We start from the raw sequence: 21,536 nt of genomic DNA, 5'->3' as shown, positions 1-21,536 counted from the left end.
CCCGCCAGACACTTTAGCCGCCGGGCGGGGCGATTCAGGTCAACGTCGCATCAAGGCTTGGCCTTTTCCAGGTAACGGAAAAAGTCGCTGCTTGGGTCCAGGACCATGACGTCGGATTTGTTCGCGAAGCTTTCACGATAGGCACGCAGGCTACGGTAGAAACCGTAGAACTCCTGATCCTGACCGTAGGCCTTGGAGTAGATGGCTGCGGCCTGGGCGTCGCCATCACCGCGAATCTCTTCCGACTCACGATAGGCTTCGGCCAACAGTACGCGGCGCTGACGATCGGCGTCGGCACGAATACCTTCCGCCAGTTCGTTACCCTTGGCGCGATGCTCACGCGCTTCACGCTCACGTTCGGTGCTCATACGCTCGAAGACGCTGCGGTTCACTTCCTTCGGCAAGTCGATGGTCTTGACCCGGACATCGACCACTTCGATGCCCAGCTCTTTCTCGGCCATCTTGTTGAGCGAAGCCGTGATGTCCGCCATCAGCGCATCACGCTCACCGGAAACCACTTCGTGCAGGGTGCGCTTGCCGAACTGGTCACGCAGGCCCGACTCCAGACGACGGGAAAGACGCTCGTCGGCGATCTGCTTGAGGCCGGAAGTCGCGGTATAGAAACGCTCCGCATCCTTCACGCGCCATTTGGCATAGGCATCGACCATCACGGCTTTCTTTTCCAGCGTCAGGAAACGCTGGGTCGGTGCATCTAGGGTCATCAGGCGAGCGTCGAACTTACGCACCTGGTTCACATAGGGCACTTTCACATGCAGGCCCGGCTGAACGTCAGCCTGGACCACACGACCGAACTGCAGCAACACCGCGCGCTCGGTCTGAGCGACGATGTAGAAGCAGTTCCAGGCAGCGATCGCCACGACGACGCCAACGATAAGGGCGATCAGCGATTTATTGCTCATCAGCGACTCTCCCTGGTACGCGCTTGCTGTTGCTGCAGATCAGCTGCCGCACGCGCATTCGCTTCGTTGCTGCTGGCTGCTGCGCCGGTCACCGGAGCACTGGTGCTGCGGCCACTTTCGACCATTTTGTCCAGCGGCAGGTACAGCAGATTGCTCTGGCCGTTCTTGTTGCCGGTCACGAGAACCTTGCTGGTATTGCTGAAGACTTCCTGCATGGTGTCCAGGTACAGACGCTCACGGGTCACTTCAGGTGCCTTGCGGTATTCGGCCACCAGCTTGGTGAAGCGATCGGCCTCACCCTTGGCGCGGGAAACCACTTCGCCACGGTAACCGTTGGCATCCTCGATGATGCGCTGGGCCTGACCACGGGCTTCCGGCACGACACCGTTGGCGTAGGTTTCAGCCTGGTTGCGCGAACGCTGCTCGTCTTCACGGGCACGGATCACGTCATCGAAGGCTTCCTGCACTTCACGCGGTGCCGCTGCGCTCTGTACGTTCACCTGGGTAACGGTGATACCGGTGCGATAGGTATCGAGGAAGCGTTGCAGACGCTCCTTGATTTCGCTGGCCATCAACTCACGACCTTCGGTCAGCACCTGGTCCATCGCGGTGGAACCCACTACGTGGCGCAGCGCACTGTCGGTGGCGTGCTGCAGGCTGATTTCCGGCTGATCGACGTTCAGCACGAAGTCCTGCAGGTTGCTGATCTTGTACTGCACGGTCAGCGGCACTTCGACGATGTTCTCGTCTTCAGTCAGCATTTGACCCTGCTTGGTATAGGCACGCTCGCGCGTGACGTTTTCCATGTACTTGCGATCGATCGGCGGGAAGTAGATGTTCAGGCCCGGGCCGACGGTTTCGTAGTACTTGCCGAAGCGCAGCACCACGGCCTGCTCCTGCTCGTCCACGACATACACCGCGCTGTACAGCCACACGGCCGCCAGCACGACCAGACCGATACCGAGCAGGCCGAGACCGCCGCCCTTGCCGGAACTGCCACCATCGTCACCACGTTTCTTGCCACCACCGAACAACCCATTCAGGCTTTCCTGCAGCTTGCGGAAGGCCTCGTCGAGATCCGGTGGCCCCTTGCGGTCGCCATTGTTGCGGCGCTTACCACCCCAAGGATCCTGATTATTCGAGTTGCCACCCGGCTCATTCCAAGCCATAGCGCTCTCCATCTGATAAAGCAAAGACGCACCCACGGCGCGCCGACCAATGCTACAGAATGCCTGCTACAGCGGCACAACCGCTTTCTCAGGCTTTTATTGCAAAGTGTGTTGCTCGATGAACTCCAGCGGCTTCATGCCTTCGCGGCTTACCAGTCGATTCAACTCGACTCGCGGCAAGCGGACAGCCAGCAGGCTGACACCTTCCTCGTCGTGATCTTCTTTCTGCACTGCGCCCAACTCGAAGAACTGCGCTCGCAGTCGAGCAAAACGCTGCGGCAAGCGCAAGGTGCCTACAAACAAATCCTCGCCGAGCAACTCGGCAATGGCCTGCTTGAGCAGGTCCAGCCCTTGCCCTTCACGAGCCGACAACCAGACCCGCTGCGGCTTGCCATCGGCATCGCGCTGGATCTGCGGGTCTACCCCCTCGAGCAAATCGAGTTTGTTATAGACCTCCAGTATCGGCAAGTCCTGGGCCCCGATCTCGCCGAGCACCACCATGACCTGTTCGATCTGGGCCATGCGCTCCGGCTCATGAGCATCGATCACATGCAGCAGCAGGTCGGAGTTGCTCGACTCTTCGAGCGTAGCCCGAAACGCCTCGACCAGTTTGTGCGGCAGATGACGAATGAACCCTACGGTATCGGCCAACACGACCGGACCAAGATCGTCCAGTTCGAGCCGGCGCAAGGTCGGATCGAGGGTGGCGAACAGTTGGTTGGCCGCAAACACATCGGACTCGGTCACGGAGTTGAACAAGGTGGACTTGCCGGCGTTGGTGTAGCCCACCAACGATACCGAAGGAATGTCGGCACGCTTGCGCCCGCGACGAGCCTGCTCACGCTGGCTGCGAACCTTCTCCAGCCGGGCCTTGATCTGCCGCAGGCGAACCCGCAGAAGACGCCGGTCGGTCTCGAGCTGGGTTTCACCCGGACCACGCAGGCCGATACCGCCCTTCTGCCGCTCAAGGTGAGTCCAGCCACGAACCAGACGGGTACTCATATATTCAAGCTGGGCCAGCTCTACCTGGAGCTTGCCTTCGTGAGTGCGGGCGCGCTGGGCGAAAATATCGAGAATCAGACCCGTGCGGTCAATCACGCGACACTCGAAAGCACGTTCGAGGTTACGTTCCTGACTGGGTGTGAGGATGTGATTGAAAATCACCAGGTCGACCTGTTCGGCTTTGACCAGGTCGCGTAATTCTTCGACCTTGCCGCTGCCAACCAGGTACTTGGCGGTTGGCCGATGACGCGGCACGTTAACAAACGCGACGGTCTCGGCGCCGGCCGATATTGCCAACTCCTGAAACTCCTGCGGATCTTCGCGCGCCTCAGGGTCCTGACCATCCAAGTGAACGAGAATTGCACGTTCACCACCACCGTGGCGCTCAAAGAACAAAGGAGACTCCTATCAGGCGTTACCTGGCTCAGCGTCACCCTGTTCGGATTCGGATGCGCTAGGCAGGCGAATTGGACGAACCGGCACCACTGTCGAGATAGCGTGCTTGTAAACCATTTGGCTGACGGTGTTCTTCAGCAGGATGACGAACTGGTCGAAAGACTCGATCGTACCTTGCAGCTTGATCCCGTTGACCAGATAGATGGAAACCCCAACTTTCTCTTTACGTAAAGTATTCAAGTAAGGGTCTTGTAGCGAATGCCCTTTTGACATGTGCCGCACTCCTTTAAGGATCAATAATAAAAAATCGGAAAACAGATGGCTAAAACCGCCCCACCCCCAAGGATAGACGGCAATTGCAAGGACTCAGCTCAATATGGAGACCGTTCCCAGGTATTTCAAGGCGCGTGGCAGATTGTCGCAATCCAGGCTGTCCAGCCAGTGTAAATCAGCCCAGCTGCGTAACCAGGTGAACTGGCGCTTCGCCAATTGGCGCGTGGCAATGATGCCGCGCTCCTGCATCTCGGCGAATGTCAGCTTGCCATCCAGATGATCCCAGACCTGTCGGTAGCCTACAGCACGTATAGACGGCAACCCGGCATGCAGGTCACTTCTAGAACGCAGAGCTACGACCTCGTCGACGAATCCCTGTTCCAACATAATTGTGAATCTTTGTGCAATACGCTCATGCAGTACCTGACGGTTTGCCGGGGCAATGGCCAAGTTCGCGACAGTATAGGGCAATTGTCCCCGTCCCGAAGCGGCTGCTTCAGTACTTTGCGCAGATTGTCGCAGTCTGTGGGCGGTCATGCTCAGGCCGCTGACCCGATAGACCTCCAGGGCCCGGGTCAGGCGCTGCGGATCATTGGGATGAATCCGCGCCGCCGATTCGGGGTCGATTATCGCCAGTTGGTCATGCAAGGCTTGCCAGCCAAGGCGTGCGGCCTCTTCTTCCAGCTCCGCGCGAACCTGTGGGTCGGCCGGCGGCATGTCTGCCAGGCCTTCGAGCAAAGCCTTGTAATAGAGCATCGTGCCGCCCACCAGCAGCGGAATCTTGCCGCGCGCGGTGATATCGGCCATGGCGGCCAGCGCATCGGTGCGGAAATCCGCCGCCGAATAGCTCTCGGCCGGGTCGAGGATATCGATCAGACGGTGTGGAAACTCGGCCAGGATTTCCTTGGACGGCTTGGCGGTGCCTATGTCCATGCCACGGTAGACCAGCGCCGAATCGACGCTGATCAGTTCGCAAGGCAGAACCTTGGTGAGCTCGATGGCCAGGTCGGTCTTGCCAGCGGCAGTCGGGCCCATCAGGAAGATCGCTGGAGGAAGCTGGCTCATCAACGACCGCGCAAGAAGAGTTTGTCCAGATCGTCCAGGCCCAACTGGGTCCAGGTCGGTCGGCCATGGTTGCATTGACCGCTGCGCTCGGTGTTTTCCATGTCGCGCAACAAGCCGTTCATTTCCGGCAGGGCCAGGCGGCGATTGGCACGGATCGCACCGTGGCAGGCCATGGTACCCAGCAACTCGTTGAGGTGCGCCTGGATACGGTCGCTGGTGCCGTACTCCATCAAGTCGGTCAGGACGTCATGCACCAGGCGGTTGGCTTCCGCCTGCTTGAGCAAGGCCGGAATCTGCCGGATCGCCAGCGATTCCGGGCCCAGGCGCTGCAACTCGAAGCCCAGGCGCTGGAACCAGCTGACATGCTCCTCGGCACAATCCGCTTCGCGCTGGCTGACAGCGATCGACTCCGGCACCAGCAGCGGCTGGCCACTCAGGCCTTCGCTGGCCATCGCCACCTTCAGGCGCTCGTACATGATCCGCTCGTGGGCCGCGTGCATGTCCACCAGCACCAGGCCCTGGGCGTTTTCCGCGAGGATATAGATGCCTTTGAGCTGCGCCAGCGCATAACCCAGCGGCGGGATATCGCCCTGGGCATCCGGCAAGGACGCTGCGCCGGATTCCGGCAGTGGCGCGAAGAACTCACGATAGGCGCTTTGCGCCTCGGCCGCCGGCAACACTGGCTGCGGACGCGGCGTGTACTGATACTGATAACCCGCGCCCGAGCCAGTCCCTGCCGGATTGAACGCTGGCTGGGCCTGCGGCTGCTCCAGCGTCATGTTCGCCGCCAGGCGCATTTCGCCCTGGGGGCCGAACTCGCCGGCCTCGATCCCGCTCGGCCGCACAATGCCGGCGACCGCGGCCGGCGCCGCCAGATGGTCTTCCGGCCGGACATCGCCCAAGGCGCGATGCAGGGTGCCATACAGGAAGTCGTGGACCATGCGTCCGTCGCGGAAGCGCACTTCGTGCTTGGTCGGGTGCACGTTGACGTCGACCACCGCCGGGTCGACTTCGAAGAACAGCACAAAGGTCGGATGCCGACCGTTGAACAGCACGTCGCGGTAAGCCTGGCGCACCGCATGGGCCACCAGCTTGTCGCGCACCGCGCGGCCGTTGACGTAGAAATACTGCAGGTCCGCCTGGCTGCGGGAAAAGGTCGGCAAGCCTACCCAGCCCCACAGATGCAGGCCATTACGTTCGACTTCGATCGGCAGCGCCTGCTCGAGAAAGCCCGAACCGCACACCGCGGCAACCCGCCGTGCACGCGCCACATCATCGTTGGCTTCATGCAGGCTGAGGACGCTTTTGCCGTTGTGGCGCAGGTGAAAGGCCACGTCGAAACGCGCCAGGGCCAGGCGCTTGATCACTTCCTGCAGGTGATCGAACTCGGTTTTCTCGGCCTTGAGGAACTTGCGCCGGGCCGGGGTATTGAAGAACAGGTCGCGGACTTCCACCGATGTACCGACCGGATGGGCCGCCGGCTGCACGCGCGGGGCCATGTCGCGACCTTCGGTTTCCACCTGCCAGGCCTGATCGGCGTCGCGGGTACGGGAAGTCAGGGTTAAGCGCGCGACCGAGCTGATGGAAGCCAGTGCCTCTCCACGGAAGCCCAGGCTCATGACCTGCTCCAGGTCCTCAAGGTTGCGAATCTTGCTGGTAGCGTGGCGCGCCAGGGCCAGCGGCAGATCGTCCGCGGAGATGCCGCTGCCGTCGTCGCGTACCCGCAGCAGCTTGACACCCGCCTGCTCGACATCCACATCGATACGCTTGGCCCCGGAGTCGAGGCTGTTCTCCAGCAACTCCTTGATCACCGAGGCCGGACGTTCGACCACCTCACCGGCGGCAATCTGGTTCGCCAGTCGCGGGCTGATTAGCTCGATGCGGGCGCTGCTGATGACTGCGTCATTCATTCCTTGGCCGCCAGTTCTGTACCCGGGATGGTGAGGGTCTGACCGATTTTCAGCTCATCGCTGCTCAGGTTGTTGGCGCTGCGCAGGGTGGCGGCGGAAACCTGATAACGCACGGCGATCATCGCCAGGGTTTCCCCCGGGCTCACGCGGTGGTCGCGAGGTCCCTGGGCAATCTTCCCGGAATCCCGCAGCCAGGCGATGTAGGTGCCCGGCGGTGGATTCTGCTGGAAAAACTGCCGCACACCGCTGCTGATGGAGCGCGCCAATGCCTGCTGGTGGCTGACAGTGGCCAGCTTGGACGCTTCGTTGGCATTGGAGATAAAGCCGGTTTCCACCAGGATCGACGGAATGTCCGGAGACTTGAGCACCATGAACCCGGCCTGTTCGACGCGCTGCTTGTGCAGCGGGGTGACCCGGCCGATGTTGCTGAGCACTTTCTGGCCGACGTTGAGACTGGAAGTCAGCGAGGCCGTCATGGACAAGTCCAGCAGTACGCCGGCGAGCATCCGGTCCTTGTCATCGAGGCTGACGTTGCCGGCCCCGCCGATCAGGTCGGAACGGTTTTCGCTGTCCGCCAGCCAGCGGGCCGTCTCGGACGTGGCGCCACGGTCGGAGAGCGCGAACACCGAGGCCCCGAAGGCCGCGCGGGACGGTGCCGCATCGGCGTGGATCGAGACGAACAGGTCGGCGCCTTTCTTGCGGGCGATCTCGGTGCGGCCGCGCAGCGGGATGAAGTAGTCGCCAGTACGGGTCAGCTCGGCGCGGAAGCCCTTGAGGCCGTTGATCTGGCGCTGCAGTTCGCGGGCGATGGCCAGCACCACGTCTTTCTCATGCTGGCCGCGCGAGCCGGAGGCACCCGGGTCCTCGCCACCGTGACCGGCATCGATGACCACGACGATATCGCGCTTGCCGGCGGGGGCCGGTGGCAGCTTGATCTCAGGCTTGGTCGGCGTTACCGGGACCGCCGGCACGGTCGCGACATTCGGCGCAGGTGGCGGAGTCGGCGCGGCGTCGGCCGGGTTGTCGAACAGATCGACCACCAGGCGATTGCCGTACTGGGCATTGGGCGTCAGGGTAAAACTCTTGGGGGTGACGGCCTTTTTCAGGTCGATGACCACCCGCAGGTCGGTAGGCGTGCGCTGGGCCGAACGCATGGCCGTAATCGGCGTATTCGCCGTGGAGACATTCAGCGGCCCGCCGAGGGTCGCACCGTTGATATCGATCACCAGACGATCAGGGGCCGTCAGGGTGAAGACGCTGTGCTGGACCGGCCCGGACAGGTCAAATACCAGTCGAGTGTTATCCGGTGCCCGCCACAGGCGAACGCTGCGGACCTGTGTAGCGGCCAGAGCGTCGACGGCCAATGCCGTAAGCAACAGTCCTACGACAGCAACCAACGCGCGAATGCGCATACCTAACCCCATCAATTATTTGAATTCCAACGCCAAAACGGCACACCAGGCCTCGCCACGCGAGCCTTGCGACAACAAATGCAGGGAGCGCCCGCTGTTATGCGGGCTAATGGTAATGGTCAGGTCCGGCTTTGGCAAAAAGCCCGCACCACGCTGGGGCCACTCGATCAGACACAGTGCATCGCCCTCGAGATAATCGCGGATGCCGAGAAACTCCAGCTCTTCCGGATCGACCAGGCGATAAAGATCGAAGTGGAAGGCCCGCACATCGCCGATCTCGTAAGGCTCGACCAGGGTAAAGGTCGGGCTTTTCACCGCGCCGGCATGTCCCAGGCCGCGGATGAGCCCCCGGGACAATGTGGTTTTCCCCGCCCCCAGATCGCCTTCCAGAAAGATCACACCCACCCCTTGAGTGACCTGCGCCAGGCGCGCGCCAAAGGCGATCATGGCGTCTTCGTCTGCCAGATACAGGGTTATTTCAGACACGATGATTGCTCCTCCAGCAACTGACGAATGACCGGGATCAGATCGCTGGCCGCCAGCCCCCGGCCCAATTTACCTTGATGCTCGCCCGCGACGGCATGCAGCCAGACCGCCAGGCAAGCGCTATCGAACGCCGGCATCCCCTGGGCCAGCAGCGCCCCGACCAGACCGGCCAGCACATCCCCCAGCCCCGCCGTGGCCATGGCCGGATGCCCCCGGTCGCAACGGGCCAGGCGGCCATCAGGGCTGGCAATCAGGCTTCCAGCGCCCTTCAGGATGGCGACAGCTGTGTATTTTTTGCTCAGCGCCCGCGCGGCGGCCGGGCGATCCGCCTGCACCTGCGCGGTGGAAATCCCCAGCAGCCGTGCGGCCTCCCCCGGGTGCGGGGTGATCACGCTGCCCGACGGCAAGGTCAAACCGCCCTTGGCCAGCAGATTGAGCGCATCGGCATCCCAGACCTGGGGCCGCGGCGCATTGGCGGCGGCAGATAAAAGGCTGCGCCCCCAGGCCGCCTGCCCCAGCCCGGGGCCCGCCACGATGACCGACGCCTGCTCCAGCAAGCCCATCAACTGGTTGGCCGAGTCGGTGCCCAGGGCCATGACCTCCGGGACCCGCGCCAGAGCGGCCGCAACGTGCTCGCTGCGAGTCGCCAGAGAAACCATCCCGGCACCGCTGCGCAGGGCGCTCTCGGCGCAGAGCAGCGCCGCGCCGCCAAAACCGCGATCACCGCCGATCAGCAACAGGTGCCCGAACTGGCCTTTATGGGCGCTTGGCGAACGGGCAGCCAGCCGCGGCAGCGTGTCGAGCGTCAACGGCTGAATGTCGGGTAAAGGGTGTTTTGTCTGCGGCATGCGTCTTCGGGCTCCGATGTCTGGCAGAATTATACGCACCTCAGCCCCGGTTTCTCTCGCCTCATGCCTGCCATTACCACCGATCTGCCTGCCCTCGCCCAATCGATCAAGGATTGGGGCCGCGAGCTGGGCTTTCAGCAAGTCGGCATCAGCGGCCTGGACCTGGCCGAGCATGAGCAGCACCTGGAACGCTGGCTCGAGGCCGGCTACCACGGCGAAATGGACTACATGGGCGCCCACGGCAGCAAACGCTCCCATCCGGACGAACTGGTGCCCGGCACCCTGCGCGTGGTGTCCCTGCGCATGGATTACCTGCCCGGCGACACCCAGATGGCGCAGCGCCTGGCCCAGCCGGAAAAGGCCTATGTCTCGCGCTACGCCCTGGGCCGCGACTATCACAAGCTGATCCGCAAGCGCGTGCAACAACTGGCCGAGCGCATCCAGAAGGAAATCGGCCCGTTCGGCTATCGCGCCTTCGTCGACAGCGCCCCGGTGCTGGAAAAAGCCATCGCCGAACAAGCCGGGCTCGGCTGGATCGGCAAGAACACCCTGGTACTCAACCGCAAGGCCGGCAGCTATTTCTTCCTCAGCGAACTGTTCGTCGACCTGCCCTTGCCGGTGGACGAGCCACACGCCACCGAGCATTGCGGCCGCTGCACGGCATGCCTGGACATCTGCCCGACCAAGGCCTTCGTCGGCCCTTATGTACTGGACGCCCGGCGCTGCATTTCGTACCTGACCATCGAACTGAAAAACGCCATTCCCGAAGACCTGCGCCCGCTGATCGGCAACCGGGTGTTCGGCTGCGACGATTGCCAGATCGTCTGCCCGTGGAACCGCTTCGCCCGCCCTTCCGGCGAAGGCGACTTCAAGCCACGCCACAACCTCGACAATGCCGAGCTGGCCGAATTGTTCATGTGGGACGAGGACAAGTTTCTCAGCAGCACCGAAGGCTCGCCGCTGCGCCGCGCCGGCTATGAGCGCTGGCTGCGCAACCTGGCGGTGGGGCTGGGTAACGCGCCGTCGAGCATTCCGGTGCTGGAAGCCCTGAAAGCCCGGCGGGATTACCCGTCAGAACTGGTGCGCGAACACGTGGAATGGGCGCTGAAGCAGCACGCCAGCCGTCATTGCTCGTCGTTGTAGACGAACTTGGGCATTTCCCAGTGAAAACGGATCGCCAGCAGGCGCAGTAGGAAGCCGCCGAACAGGGTGATGAGGATCGACTGCTCGCCGGGCAATTGCAGATAGATGCAGAGCATGTAGCACCAGGCCGCGGCGAACGAGACGCTGGCATACAACTCACGCCGGAAGATCAGCGGAATATCGTTGCAGAAAATGTCCCGCAGGATGCCGCCGAACACCCCGGTAATCACCCCGCTGACCGAAGCCACCACCATGCCGTGGCCCATTTCCAGGGCGGTCATGCAACCGATCAGGGTGAACGCCACCAGCCCCACGGCGTCGAGCACCAGGAACAGCGAACGCAAGTGGCGCATCAAGGGCGCGATGAAGATCGTCACCAGGGCCGCGACCGAGGTCAACACCAGGTACTCCGGGTGCTTGACCCAGGTCAGCGGGTAATGCCCCAGCAGCACGTCACGCACCGAACCGCCACCCAGGGCCGTGACGCAGGCGATCAACACCACCCCGAACCAGTCCATGCCGCGACGACCGGCAGACAAGGCGCCAGTCATGGCTTCGGCGGTAATGGCAATCAGGTAAAGCATCAGCAGCATGATAGCGGTCCTTACAGGAAGGCGCGCAGTCTACTCAGTTGCTGCCGGCACCAAAAGGGGGCGCCGGCTGGAATTGCTGGAGCCCCCGGAGCGTTCTATCGCGAGCAAGCCTTGGACCCCGTAGGAGCGAGGCTTGCCCGCGGTGGCGTCAGAACCGACGCCCCCCGGATCATCAAAGCTTGATGAAGTGCTTGCGGTAATGCTGCAGCTCGGCGATCGACTCGCGGATGTCGTCCAGGGCCAGGTGGGTGCTGCCTTTCTTGAAGCTGTCGCGCACGTCCGGCGCCCAGCGGGCGGCCAGTTCCTTGAGGGTGGAAACATCAAGGTTACGATAGTGGAAGTAGCTTTCCAGCGCCTTCATATGGCGGTACAGGAAGCGGCGATCCTGGCAGATGCTGTTGCCACAGATCGGCGACTTGCCCTTGGGCACCCACTGCTCCAGGAAGGCGATGGTCTGCGCTTCCGCTTCAGCCATGCTGATGCGGCTTTCACGCACGCGCTGGGTCAGCCCCGAACCGCCATGCTGGCGGGTGTTCCACTCATCCATGCCGGCGAGAATTTCATCGCTCTGGTGGATGGCGATGACCGGACCTTCAGCCAAGGTATTGAGATTGCTATCGGTGACGATGGTCGCCATCTCGATGATGACGTCGGTATCAGGGTTCAGACCGGTCATTTCCAGATCGATCCAGATCAGATTCTGCGGGTTTTGCATGTGTGGGCTCCTCGGCGTAGTTGCGCAGTTTAGCCTAGAGGGACCTGCCGGCGTGCTAAACTCGCGGCCGTTTTACCTAACCGCCGCATTATCGACACGGAACACCAATGGCCAAACGCCAGCTCAATCGTCGCCAAAACTGGCGCATCGAAAAGATTCAAGGCGAACGCGCCGCCCGCGCCGCCAAACGTGAATCCTCTGCCGTGGAAGCACTGGAAGGCGGCGATCTCGGCCCCGAACAGACCGGCCTGGTGATCGCCCACTTCGGTGTGCAGGTCGAGGTCGAGGCGCGCGAGGGCGAACTGGCCGGCCAGGTGTTCCGCTGCCACTTGCGCGCCAACCTGCCGGCGCTGGTGACCGGCGATCAGGTGGTCTGGCGTCCGGGCAACCAGGGCATCGGGGTGATCGTCGCGCAACTGCCGCGCCACACCGAACTCTGCCGCCCTGACAGCCGCGGCCAGCTCAAGCCGGTCGCCGCCAACGTCGACATGATCGTGATCGTCTTCGCCCCGCTGCCCGAGCCCCATGCCAACCTGATCGACCGTTACCTGGTGGCGGCCGAACATGCCGGCATCCGCCCGCTGCTGTTGCTCAACAAGTTCGACCTGATCGACGAGCAGAATGCCCCCGCCCTGAACGCCTTGCTGGCGGTCTACCGGCAACTGGGCTATCCGGTGCTGGAAGTCTCGGCGCACCACGGCAATGGCATGGAACAGTTGCAAGCACAGCTGGACGGACGGATCAGCGTGTTCGTCGGCCAGTCGGGCGTGGGCAAGTCGTCGCTGGTGAACAGCCTGCTGCCGGAAGTCGAAACCCGCGTCGGGCCTTTGTCGGAGCTGTCCGGCCAGGGCACCCACACCACCACCACCGCGCGCCTGTTCCACTTCCCGGGCGGTGGCGAACTGATCGACTCCCCGGGGATTCGCGAATTCGGCCTGGGCCACGTCAGTCGCGCCGATGTCGAAGCGGGTTTCATCGAGTTCAACGACCTGCTGGGCACCTGCCGTTTCCGCGACTGCAAGCATGACCGCGAACCGGGCTGCGCCCTGCTCAAGGCCCTGGAAGACGGCCGGATCCAGCAGCAGCGGATGAACAGCTATCGCTCGATCATCGCCAGCCTGCCGGACAGCAGCTATTAATAGGTAGCCCCCACGCAGAAACAAAAAAGGCCGCGATGATCGCGGCCTTTTTCATGGGCCCTCTTTTATAGGGCCTGTTGCCAGCGGTTACTGCGCGGCTGGAGGCGTAGCGGCGGGTGCAGCCGGGCCTTCGGTCTTCGGCGCTGCGTCGTCGAAGATATTCAATCGCTCGCGCAACTCATGGGCCGGCAAAGGCTCCTGCTCCGGCGGCAAGGCGTTCGGGTCGACCGGCACTTCGCCCGGGGCGCCCTGGCCCTGGGTCGGTGCCGGGGCCTCGGGAGCGACTTCGCCTTCGATCGCGCGCTGGGCCTTTTTGGTCAGCACCACGATGTCGATACGCCGGTTGATCGGGTTGAACGGGTCCTTGCGATCGAACAGCGATGACGAGGCATACCCCACCACGCGAGCCACCTGGCCGTCCGGATAGCTGCCCGCCACCAGCGCCCGACGCGCGGCGTTGGCACGGTTGGCCGAAAGCTCCCAGTTGCCGAAATCGCCGGTGCCCGAGTAAGGCTTGGCATCGGTGTGACCGCTGATGCTGATCTTGTTCGGCACCGCCTTGATGGTGTCGGCCATGGCCAGCAGGATGTCCTCGAAGTACGGCTTCAGGCGCGCACTGCCGGAGTCGAACATCGGCCGGTTTTCCGAATCGATGATCTGGATACGCAGGCCGTCCGGAGTGATCTCGAACAGGATCTGGTCCTTGAACTTCTGCAATTGCGGGTTTTCTTCGACCTTGTTCTGCAGCTCTTGAAGCAACAGCTCCAGACGCTCTCTTTCCACCTGCTCGGCCATGCTCTCGACCTGATCGGTGTCGACCGTGACCTTGTCCGGTTGCGGCTGCGACTTGATCTCCGGGTTGAGGGTGTTTTCCGGCGCCAGCTCGGGAGAACCGCCCAGGTCGATGATGTAGGGCGTGCCGCTTTCCGAGAAGCCGATCGGGTCCTTGAAGTAACCGGCAATGGCGATCTTCTGTTCCGGGGTGGCAGTGGACAGCAGCCACAGCACCAGGAAGAACGCCATCATCGCCGTGGCGAAGTCGGCGAAGGCGATCTTCCATGCCCCGCCGTGATGCCCGCCGGCAAAGCGCTTGACGCGCTTGATGATAATCGGCTGATTGTTTTCCATGGCTTAGCGACCGCGAACCGCTTGTTCCAGCTCGGCGAAGCTCGGACGGTGCGCCGGATACAGGACCTTGCGCCCGAACTCCACGGCCAGCGAGGGCGGCATGCCGGAAGCCGAGGCCACCAGGGAGGCCTTGATGGCTTCGTAGACGTTCAGCTCTTCCTTGGCGTCGTGGGCCAGGGAATGAGCCAGCGGGCCGAAGAAGCCGTAGGCCGCGAGAATACCGAAGAAGGTACCGACCAACGCCGCACCTACGTGCAGGCCGATGGACTTCTGGTCGCCATCGCCCAGGGATGCCATGGTCACCACGATACCCAGTACCGCCGCGACGATACCGAAACCCGGCATGCCGTCGGCGATGCCGTTGACCGCATGGGACGGATGTTCGAGGTCTTCCTTGAGGCTGAACAGCTCCATGTCGAACAGGCCTTCCAGCTCGTGGGGAGCCATGTTGCCGGAGGACATGATGCGCAGGTAGTCACAGATGAACGCGGTCATGCGTTCGTCTTTGAGCACGGATGGGTACTTGGCGAAAATCGGGCTGGCGGCGGCGTCTTCAATATCGCCCTCGATCGCCATCATGCCTTCGCGGCGGCTCTTGTTGAGGATCTCGTAGATCAGGCCCAGCACTTCCAAGTAGAAAGTCTGGGAAAAACGCGAACCGAACATCCCCAAGGACTTCTTGAGCACGTGCATGGTCATGTAGCCGGGGTTCGCCTGCAGGAACGCCCCCAGCGCGGCGCCGCCGATAATCAAGACCTCGAAAGGCTGGATCAGGGCGGCAATCTTGCCGTGAGAAAGCACGTATCCGCCGAGCACGCTCGCGAACACGACGATGATGCCGATAATTTTAGCCATAGGTAGGAAGGTACTTACTGAGTCGGGTTCAAGGTCATATTCGGAAGTTCTTAAAACTCTTCTTCTACTTATCGGCAAAACTGCGCCAGACTATAGGCCGTTAAGGCGAAAAGCCAGTTTGGCCCGCTCTGGGCGTGTTTACAGCAGACGATGATTGCGCCCAGCCATGTCTAATGAAACGACAGTCCCAACTACCGCCCCCCACTCCCTCGAATCCTGGATAAAGCTGCTTGACGCGGTCCGCCTGCCGGTGCCGCAGGCCAGCCATGACCGAGTCTGCAAAGCCATCAGGGACAATCGCAGCTCATTGCGCGACATTGCCGACCTGATGCAGGACAGCCCCGCGCTGGCCTTGAGCGTGATTCGCGAAGCCAATCGCCACACCCACGGCAGCATGAGCGAGCCGGCCGAGAACCTCGAGGTCGCCCTCAACCGCCTGGGCCTGGCGCGTACCGAAGAGTTGCTCGCCCGCCTGCCCGCCCAGCCCGAGCAGGAGATCCCGGTCGGGCTGCGCCAGTTGCAACTGATCAGCCAGCACGCGACCCAACAGGCCAACGGTTTTTTCGCCGGGCGCCTGGCCAGGCTCTGGCAGGACATTCACTGGGGCAGCCTGCTGTTTCTCTCGCCGCTGTGGCCCTTGGCGCTGGCCTATCCAAAACTGCTCGAAGAGTGGGAGCTGCGTGTCGTCCATAAAGCCGAACCGGCCCAGGAGGTCGAGCAGGAACTGTTCGGCGTCGGCCTGCTTCAGTTGGGCCAGGCCCTGGTGGAGGTCTGGCACTTGCCGATCTGGGTACAGCAAGGCTACCGCCTGCTGATCGACGAGCAGGACCAGTTGGTCAAGGCCCTGCATATCGCCCGGGACAATGCCCATCCGCTGCACCAGCGACAATGCCTGGATGCCGATCCGGCCCTGCAGCGCTGGCTGAACCAACCGGCCAACAGCGTGCTGCTGGCCAACGCCCTGGCCCTGTCGGCGCAAGAGTCCTGGACCGGCCCGCACTGCATGCGCTGGCAATACCTGACCAGCCTGTACCTGCAAATGCCGATGGACGAACTGCAACAACAGTTGCACCAGCAAGCCGCGCAGAGTGCCCGACATCACCGCATGCCCGATCTGTGGCACCCGGCCGAGGCGCTGCTCTGGCCCTGGGAGGCCCGGCGCGTGCATCGCGGCGAGCTCCCGGTTCCCGCACCGACCGCAGAAGATCTGGCCAAGTGGCGCAAGCAATGCAGCGAATTGCTGGTGGAACCCAGCCGCTTCAGCAATGCCATGCACCTGACCACCTTTGCCCGCGACGCCCTGGTGGCGTGCGGCATGCGCCGGGTGATGCTGCTGATGGTCGACCGCACGCGGACCCAGTTACGCGTGCATCAGATCGCCGGGCTGCCTGCGCCCGCCATGAACCTGGCATTGACGATCAACCAGAGCAGCGTATTGCAAAGGCTGCTGGACGCTCCGGCGCAAGTGCGCCTGACGCCGACCAACAACGCCCAGTTCTCCGCCCGTCTGCCCGCCAGCCTGCGCACGCTGTTTCGTGGCGAGCACCTGCTGATGCGCTCGGTGCCCAGCAATGGCCGGGTAATCATGCTGATCGTCGCCGACCAGGGCGGCCAACCCTTCTCGGAAATCTCCGTACAGGCGTTCGGCAAGACCGCGCAGTGCATCGAAAAGGCCCTGCACAGCTTTACCAACCGCAGCCGCTGACGCTTGCGCTACAATCCCTCCCTTTGTGCCCTGGAGACCTCACATGCCTGACTTCTCTGGCTTGCCGCTGGTGATCGAGCCGAGCGACCTGCTCCCTCGCCTCGACGCCCGCAAACTGATTCTGGTGGACCTGACCAGCGCCGCCCGCTATGCCGCGGGCCATATCCCCGGCGCGCACTTCGTCGATCCCAAGCGTACCCAGCTCGGTCAGGCACCGGCGCCAGGGCTGATGCCGCCACAGGCGGCCCTTGAAGCCCTGTTCGGCGAACTGGGGCATAACCCGGACGCGGTCTACGTGGTCTATGACGATGAAGGCGGCGGCTGGGCCGGGCGCTTCATCTGGCTGCTGGATGTCATCGGCCACTCCCGTTACCACTACCTGGACGGCGGGCTGCTGGCCTGGCTGGCAGACGGCCTGCCGGTCTCGAATGAAGTCCCGGCGGCCGTCGGCGGCCCTGTCGCCCTGACCCTGCACGACGAACCGACCGCCACCCGCGAATACTTGCAAAGCCGTCTTGGCGCGGCCGACCTGGCGATCTGGGATGCACGCGGCCCCCTGGAATACTCGGGGGAGAAAGTCCTCGCCGCCAAGGGTGGGCACATTCCCGGTGCGATCAACTTCGAGTGGACGGCGGGCATGGACCAGGCGCGCAACCTGCGGATCCGCAGCGACATGCCGCAGATCCTCGAACAGCTCGGCATCAGCAAAGACAAAGAAGTGATCACCCACTGCCAGACTCACCATCGCTCTGGCTTCACCTATCTGGTGGCCAAGGCGCTCGGTTATCCGCGAGTCAAAGGCTATGCCGGTTCCTGGGGCGAATGGGGCAACCACCCTGACACGCCCGTAGAGATTTAAGGTTTTAAGGACAGTTAATGAAAAAGCGTTTGTTTATCCTCAGCCAGTACCTGCTGCCTCACCACCTGCTGTCGCGCCTGGCCGGCTGCATTGCCGAGTGCCGCGTGCGCTGGTTCAAGAATGCCTTCACCGCCTGGTTCGCCAAGCGTTATCAGGTGGACATGTCCCAAGCGCTGGTGGAAGACCTGACCGCCTATGAGCACTTCAACGCCTTCTTCACCCGCGCGTTGAAAGACGGTGCCCGCCCGCTGGACCAGACCCCGGGCGCGATCCTCAGCCCGGCCGACGGCGCGGTCAGCCAGCTTGGCCCGATCGAGCACGGTCGGGTATTCCAGGCCAAGGGCCACAGCTTCAGCGTGCTGGAACTGCTGGGTGGCGACTCGGCCCTGGCAGCCCCGTTCATGGGCGGCGATTTCGCCACCATCTACCTGTCGCCGAAGGACTACCACCGCGTGCACATGCCGCTGGCCGGCACCCTGCGGGAAATGGTCTACGTGCCGGGACGGATCTTCTCGGTCAACCAGACCACCGCGGAAAACGTGCCGGAGCTGTTCGCCCGCAACGAGCGCGTGGTATGCGTTTTCGATACCGAGCGCGGGCCGATGGCCGTGGTCCTGGTCGGCGCGATGATCGTGGCATCGATCGAAACCGTCTGGGCCGGCCTGGTGACTCCGCCCAAGCGCGAACTGAAAACCGTGCGCTACGACGAAGCCGCCCGCGCGCCGATCCACCTGGAAAAGGGCGCCGAATTGGGCCGTTTCAAGCTGGGTTCCACCGCGATCGTGCTGTTCGGGCCGGAGCAAGTGCAGTGGGCCGAAGAACTGGCGGCCGGCTCGCCGGTGCAGATGGGCCAGGGCATCGGCCTGGCCAAGGCCTGAGCCTTGGGCATAAAAAGCCGGACATAAAAAAACGCCGCAGATCGCGGCGTTTTTTTTGCCTTGGATTTGGCTCAGAGCTGGCCGTCGCGATCGCGGAAGCCCAGCAGATAAAGCACGCCATCCAGGCCCAGGGTGGAAATCGCCTGCTTGGCCGACTGCTTGACCAGCGGCTTGGCGCGGAAGGCCACGCCCAGGCCGGCAATCGCCAGCATCGGCAGGTCGTTGGCGCCGTCGCCGACCGCGATGGTCTGCTCCAGGCGCAAACCTTCCTTGGCGGCCAGCTCGCGCAGCAGATCGGCCTTGCGCTGGGCGTCGACAATCGGCTCGACCGCAACACCGGTCACCTTGCCGTCGGCCACTTCCAGCTCGTTGGCGAATACGTAGTCGATCCCCAGCTTGGCCTGCAGCTGCTTGGCGAAGTAGGTGAAGCCACCCGAGAGGATCGCGGTCTTGTAGCCCAAGCGCTTGAGTTCGGCGAACAGGGTCTCGGCCCCTTCTGTCAGGCGCAGCGATGCGCCGATGGAGTCCAGCACCTTGATGTCCAGGCCCTGGAGCAAGGCCAGGCGCTCCTTGAAGCTGGCACGGAAGTCCAGCTCGCCGGCCATGGCCCGCTCGGTGATTTCCGCCACCCGGTCCCCCACGCCGGCCGCCTTGGCCAGTTCATCGATGACTTCCGCCTCGATCAGCGTCGAGTCCATGTCGAACACCGCCAGGCGGCGGTTGCGACGGAACAGCGAGTCTTCCTGGAAGGCGATATCGACGTTCAGCTCCTGGGCGACGCTGAGGAACTCGGCACGCAATGCCTGCGGATCGGCCGCTTCGCCACGCACGGAGAACTCGATGCAACCCTTGCCCTTGTCGGCCGGGGTGTCCAGCGGCATGCGCCCGGAGAGGCGATCGATGTGGTCGATGTTCAAGCCGTACTTGGCGGTGATCGAACTGACGCGCTGCAACTGCTCGGCCGTGACCTTGCGGGTCAGCAAGGTGACGATATGGCGCTTCTTGCCCTGGCCACCGACCCACTGCTGGTAATCCTCTTCGGAAACCGGCGTGAAACGGACCTGCTGGTCCAGCTCATAGGCAGTGAACAGAATGTCCTTGAGCACCGACGAGCTCTGCTCGTTGTCCGGAATTTCAACCAGGATACCGAACGACAGAGTGTCGTGAATCACCGCCTGACCGATGTCGAGAATGTTCACACCACCTTGGGCCAGAACGCCGGTAATGGCCGCAGTGAGACCCGGACGGTCTTCACCAGTGATGTTTATCAGGACGATTTCGCGCAAGGCGCACCCCCGCAGGTGGAAAAAAACCGCATTCTACCCACTTTCAGTGACCATCGGGCACAGCCAGCGCTTTGCCGGTCTAGGGCCTGTCGCTATACTGCGCCTCAACTTCACGGACAAAAGAGCCGAGCTCAGTGAACCGGCCCACGCCAGTTAAAACCGATAACTTCTTCCTGCTGATCTTCCGTGCACTGCGTCACCGCCGTGTACCGATTGCATTGCGCATTGCCAGCCATAACGTGATCCTGGTCGCCCTGGCCCTGGTGATCTATGCCTGCGTGATGGGCCTGCAATTCAAGCAGGCCATGCACGAACAAGCCGACGCCCTGGGTCAGAGCCTGACTACCCAGACCGCGACCTCGGCCACCGAGCTGTTGGTGTCCAACGACATCCTCAGCCTCAACGTGCTGCTGAATAACCTGACCAAGAACCCGCTGGTTGCCCATGCGGCGATCTACAGCGTGGACAACCGCATCCTCGCCGAAGCCGGTCAGCGCCCGAAAAGCAGCCTGCTGGGTGAAACCGAAGGCGTCTACCAGACCAAGATCACCTTCCAGGACGTGACCGCGGGCAACCTGCGCATCAGCCTGGACATGGAACAATTCCAGCAGCCGATGACCATCAGCCTGCAGAGCATGGGCATTCTCAGCGCGATCCTGCTGGCTTTGGCCCTGGCCTTGAGCCTGCGCCTGGGACGGCACATCTCCACACCGCTGATGCAACTGCGGGTCTGGCTGCGGGATATCGACGAAAACACCCCGGCCACCCAGCGCCAGGACGAGATTGGCGATCTGGCGCGCCAGCTGCACGCCAGCTTCGCCCCCGAGAAGGTCGAGCCGGAACCCGAACCGCAAGCCGAGATCGACGACACCGACTACGACGACAACGAAGACGCGGAACCGACCTTCGAGGTGCGCAACCTGCGTGACCCGAGCTTCGATGAAAGCGCTCCCGTAGCCGGGCTCAAGCCCGCGCCGCGGCACGTGATCAATGCCGAAGAGGACCTGGCCGACGATGAAGACCCGTTCGCCGACCTTCGCGACAGCTCGTCCACCGCGACCGCTGCCAAGCCGATCGTGAAACCCACGGTACCGGCACAGCCGCAGCACAGTGCGGTCCTGGCCGTGCAACTGGGCGCCCAGGAGCAACTGCGCCGCCTGCCCCGCGCCCGCCTGACGGAATTGCTGGAACGTTATCGCGACTGCCTCGACCAGGCCGCCTCGCTGTACCAGAGCGAACTGCACACCCTGAACGACGGCAGCACGCTGATGCTGTTCCACAGCGAAGACAGCGGCGACGACTACCTGACCAACGCCATCTGCTGCGGCGAGTTGCTGCGCGCCCTGGGCCACGCCCTGCAAATCGAAGTGGCCGATAGCGGCATCACCCTGCAGCTGCAACTGGGCCTGACCCTTGGCGAAGAGCTGTTCGGCCTGAGCCAGATAGACCTGCTGCTGACCGAGACCGCCCAGGACGCCCTGGCGCTGTCCCAGCACAGCCGCAACCTGCTGCTGGTCGAGCGCAAGATCAACGATGACGCCCTGATTCGTCAGCGCGCACGCATCCGTCCGATCGCCAGCCCGGAAGGCGCCTGCTGCGTCGAACGCCTGATGGAGCCCTACCCATCGATGCTGGAACGGCAACTGGCGCGGATGCACGAGACCCGCGCCAAGCTCTAAGCCAGCCGCCCAACAAAAAGCCCGCATCGCTGCGGGCTTTTTGTTGGGCGTTGATCGGGCTGACGCCATCGCGGG

General features: G+C 62.9%; 20 protein-coding genes. 6 read left to right on the top strand and 14 right to left on the bottom strand.

Translation table 11 applies throughout. The features are described from left to right. Positions 1 to 50: 50 nt before the first annotated feature. The 9 genes from hflC to C4K27_RS02765 form a co-directional block, all read right to left on the bottom strand. Entirely contained in the window at positions 51 to 920 is an 870-nt protein-coding gene (gene hflC, locus C4K27_RS02805) for a protease modulator HflC (RefSeq protein ID WP_007921367.1), read from the bottom strand. After that, positions 920 to 2,089: an FtsH protease activity modulator HflK gene (gene hflK, locus C4K27_RS02800; RefSeq protein WP_007921369.1), complete on the bottom strand. Its 1,170-nt coding sequence runs from the start codon at positions 2,087 to 2,089 to the stop codon at positions 920 to 922. The genes hflC and hflK overlap by 1 nt, the downstream gene beginning before the upstream one ends. 96 nt (positions 2,090 to 2,185) lie before the next feature. Beyond that, positions 2,186 to 3,487 (bottom strand): ribosome rescue GTPase HflX, encoded by a 1,302-nt coding sequence (gene hflX, locus C4K27_RS02795; RefSeq protein WP_053259424.1) that lies wholly within the window; start codon positions 3,485 to 3,487, stop codon positions 2,186 to 2,188. Between the two features lie 12 nt (positions 3,488 to 3,499). Then, positions 3,500 to 3,760 (bottom strand): RNA chaperone Hfq, encoded by a 261-nt coding sequence (gene hfq / locus C4K27_RS02790; RefSeq protein ID WP_007921378.1) that lies wholly within the window; start codon positions 3,758 to 3,760, stop codon positions 3,500 to 3,502. A 93-nt stretch (positions 3,761 to 3,853) separates the two neighbouring features. After that, positions 3,854 to 4,825 carry a tRNA (adenosine(37)-N6)-dimethylallyltransferase MiaA gene (gene miaA / locus C4K27_RS02785; protein WP_053259423.1) on the bottom strand — a complete coding sequence of 324 codons (972 nt, stop codon included), beginning with the start codon at positions 4,823 to 4,825 and terminating at the stop codon, positions 3,854 to 3,856. After that, positions 4,825 to 6,735, bottom strand: coding sequence for a DNA mismatch repair endonuclease MutL (gene mutL, locus C4K27_RS02780; protein ID WP_053259422.1), 1,911 nt, complete (start codon positions 6,733 to 6,735; stop codon positions 4,825 to 4,827). The genes miaA and mutL overlap by 1 nt, the downstream gene beginning before the upstream one ends. Beyond that, positions 6,732 to 8,159 (bottom strand): N-acetylmuramoyl-L-alanine amidase, encoded by a 1,428-nt coding sequence (locus tag C4K27_RS02775; RefSeq protein WP_202949036.1) that lies wholly within the window; start codon positions 8,157 to 8,159, stop codon positions 6,732 to 6,734. The genes mutL and C4K27_RS02775 overlap by 4 nt, the downstream gene beginning before the upstream one ends. Before the next feature lie 3 nt (positions 8,160 to 8,162). After that, positions 8,163 to 8,633, bottom strand: a complete 471-nt coding sequence (gene tsaE / locus C4K27_RS02770; protein ID WP_053259421.1) for a tRNA (adenosine(37)-N6)-threonylcarbamoyltransferase complex ATPase subunit type 1 TsaE — start codon at positions 8,631 to 8,633, stop codon at positions 8,163 to 8,165. Beyond that, positions 8,621 to 9,481, bottom strand: a complete 861-nt coding sequence (locus C4K27_RS02765; protein WP_053259420.1) for an NAD(P)H-hydrate dehydratase — start codon at positions 9,479 to 9,481, stop codon at positions 8,621 to 8,623. Before C4K27_RS02765 ends, tsaE begins: the two co-directional genes overlap by 13 nt. 63 nt (positions 9,482 to 9,544) lie before the next feature. Here C4K27_RS02765 and queG point away from each other — a divergent pair, with 63 nt between their 5' ends. After that, positions 9,545 to 10,624 (top strand): tRNA epoxyqueuosine(34) reductase QueG, encoded by a 1,080-nt coding sequence (queG, locus tag C4K27_RS02760; protein ID WP_007921396.1) that lies wholly within the window; start codon positions 9,545 to 9,547, stop codon positions 10,622 to 10,624. Here queG and C4K27_RS02755 read toward each other — a convergent pair. Both C4K27_RS02755 and orn read right to left on the bottom strand, forming a co-directional pair. Beyond that, positions 10,606 to 11,220, bottom strand: coding sequence for a trimeric intracellular cation channel family protein (locus C4K27_RS02755; RefSeq protein ID WP_169915460.1), 615 nt, complete (start codon positions 11,218 to 11,220; stop codon positions 10,606 to 10,608). The genes queG and C4K27_RS02755 overlap by 19 nt on opposite strands. Positions 11,221 to 11,389: 169 nt before the next feature. Continuing rightward, entirely contained in the window at positions 11,390 to 11,932 is a 543-nt protein-coding gene (orn, locus tag C4K27_RS02750) for an oligoribonuclease (protein WP_007921399.1), read from the bottom strand. Positions 11,933 to 12,039: 107 nt separating this feature from the next. Here orn and rsgA point away from each other — a divergent pair, with 107 nt between their 5' ends. After that, positions 12,040 to 13,071, top strand: coding sequence for a small ribosomal subunit biogenesis GTPase RsgA (gene rsgA / locus C4K27_RS02745; RefSeq protein ID WP_053259419.1), 1,032 nt, complete (start codon positions 12,040 to 12,042; stop codon positions 13,069 to 13,071). Positions 13,072 to 13,158: 87 nt separating this feature from the next. On the opposite strand, the gene motB is transcribed toward rsgA, so the two are convergent. Together motB and motA are read right to left on the bottom strand one after the other, a co-directional pair. After that, on the bottom strand, positions 13,159 to 14,199 hold the full coding sequence (gene motB, locus C4K27_RS02740) for a flagellar motor protein MotB (protein ID WP_053259418.1): 1,041 nt from the start codon (positions 14,197 to 14,199) through the stop codon (positions 13,159 to 13,161). A gap of 3 nt (positions 14,200 to 14,202) precedes the next feature. Then, positions 14,203 to 15,054, bottom strand: a complete 852-nt coding sequence (motA, locus tag C4K27_RS02735) for a flagellar motor stator protein MotA (RefSeq protein ID WP_007921402.1) — start codon at positions 15,052 to 15,054, stop codon at positions 14,203 to 14,205. A 166-nt stretch (positions 15,055 to 15,220) separates the two neighbouring features. On the opposite strand from motA, the gene C4K27_RS02730 reads away from it, so the two are divergent. Genes C4K27_RS02730 through asd form a run of 3 tightly spaced genes read left to right on the top strand, consistent with a single transcriptional unit; the run spans position 15,221 to position 18,496 of the window. Continuing rightward, entirely contained in the window at positions 15,221 to 16,759 is a 1,539-nt protein-coding gene (locus C4K27_RS02730; RefSeq protein WP_053259417.1) for an HDOD domain-containing protein, read from the top strand. Between the two features lie 43 nt (positions 16,760 to 16,802). Then, positions 16,803 to 17,618: a thiosulfate sulfurtransferase gene (rhdA, locus tag C4K27_RS02725; protein WP_053259416.1), complete on the top strand. Its 816-nt coding sequence runs from the start codon at positions 16,803 to 16,805 to the stop codon at positions 17,616 to 17,618. A 17-nt stretch (positions 17,619 to 17,635) separates the two neighbouring features. Beyond that, entirely contained in the window at positions 17,636 to 18,496 is an 861-nt protein-coding gene (asd, locus tag C4K27_RS02720; protein ID WP_053259415.1) for an archaetidylserine decarboxylase, read from the top strand. Positions 18,497 to 18,567: 71 nt separating this feature from the next. Here asd and serB read toward each other — a convergent pair whose 3' ends face one another. Then, entirely contained in the window at positions 18,568 to 19,782 is a 1,215-nt protein-coding gene (serB, locus tag C4K27_RS02715) for a phosphoserine phosphatase SerB (RefSeq protein WP_053259414.1), read from the bottom strand. A 134-nt stretch (positions 19,783 to 19,916) separates the two neighbouring features. Between serB and C4K27_RS02710 the strand changes: the two genes are divergently transcribed. Then, complete coding sequence (locus C4K27_RS02710; protein ID WP_053259413.1) at positions 19,917 to 21,461, top strand: AhpA/YtjB family protein; 1,545 nt, start codon at positions 19,917 to 19,919, stop codon at positions 21,459 to 21,461. Positions 21,462 to 21,536: the final 75 nt, after the last annotated feature.

It is taken from the genome of Pseudomonas chlororaphis subsp. chlororaphis (genome assembly GCF_003945765.1).
In the GTDB taxonomy this organism is placed as follows: domain Bacteria; phylum Pseudomonadota; class Gammaproteobacteria; order Pseudomonadales; family Pseudomonadaceae; genus Aquipseudomonas; species Aquipseudomonas chlororaphis.
Note: the sequence above shows the minus strand (reverse complement) of the source record. Positions and strands in the feature narration are given on the sequence as shown.

What these genes read in the sequence shown, in the direction of transcription:
- hfq (WP_007921378.1), bottom strand. Translation starts at nt 3,760, where the DNA reads ATGTCAAAAGGGCATTCGCTACAAGACCCTTACTTGAATACTTTACGT.
- orn (WP_007921399.1), bottom strand. Translation starts at nt 11,932, where the DNA reads ATGCAAAACCCGCAGAATCTGATCTGGATCGATCTGGAAATGACCGGT.
- asd (WP_053259415.1), top strand. Translation starts at nt 17,636, where the DNA reads ATGAAAAAGCGTTTGTTTATCCTCAGCCAGTACCTGCTGCCTCACCAC.
- rsgA (WP_053259419.1), top strand. Translation starts at nt 12,040, where the DNA reads ATGGCCAAACGCCAGCTCAATCGTCGCCAAAACTGGCGCATCGAAAAG.
- C4K27_RS02730 (WP_053259417.1), top strand. Translation starts at nt 15,221, where the DNA reads ATGTCTAATGAAACGACAGTCCCAACTACCGCCCCCCACTCCCTCGAA.
- motA (WP_007921402.1), bottom strand. Translation starts at nt 15,054, where the DNA reads ATGGCTAAAATTATCGGCATCATCGTCGTGTTCGCGAGCGTGCTCGGC.
- hflC (WP_007921367.1), bottom strand. Translation starts at nt 920, where the DNA reads ATGAGCAATAAATCGCTGATCGCCCTTATCGTTGGCGTCGTCGTGGCG.
- motB (WP_053259418.1), bottom strand. Translation starts at nt 14,199, where the DNA reads ATGGAAAACAATCAGCCGATTATCATCAAGCGCGTCAAGCGCTTTGCC.
- C4K27_RS02765 (WP_053259420.1), bottom strand. Translation starts at nt 9,481, where the DNA reads ATGCCGCAGACAAAACACCCTTTACCCGACATTCAGCCGTTGACGCTC.
- queG (WP_007921396.1), top strand. Translation starts at nt 9,545, where the DNA reads ATGCCTGCCATTACCACCGATCTGCCTGCCCTCGCCCAATCGATCAAG.
- miaA (WP_053259423.1), bottom strand. Translation starts at nt 4,825, where the DNA reads ATGAGCCAGCTTCCTCCAGCGATCTTCCTGATGGGCCCGACTGCCGCT.
- mutL (WP_053259422.1), bottom strand. Translation starts at nt 6,735, where the DNA reads ATGAATGACGCAGTCATCAGCAGCGCCCGCATCGAGCTAATCAGCCCG.
- hflK (WP_007921369.1), bottom strand. Translation starts at nt 2,089, where the DNA reads ATGGCTTGGAATGAGCCGGGTGGCAACTCGAATAATCAGGATCCTTGG.
- C4K27_RS02775 (WP_202949036.1), bottom strand. Translation starts at nt 8,159, where the DNA reads ATGGGGTTAGGTATGCGCATTCGCGCGTTGGTTGCTGTCGTAGGACTG.
- rhdA (WP_053259416.1), top strand. Translation starts at nt 16,803, where the DNA reads ATGCCTGACTTCTCTGGCTTGCCGCTGGTGATCGAGCCGAGCGACCTG.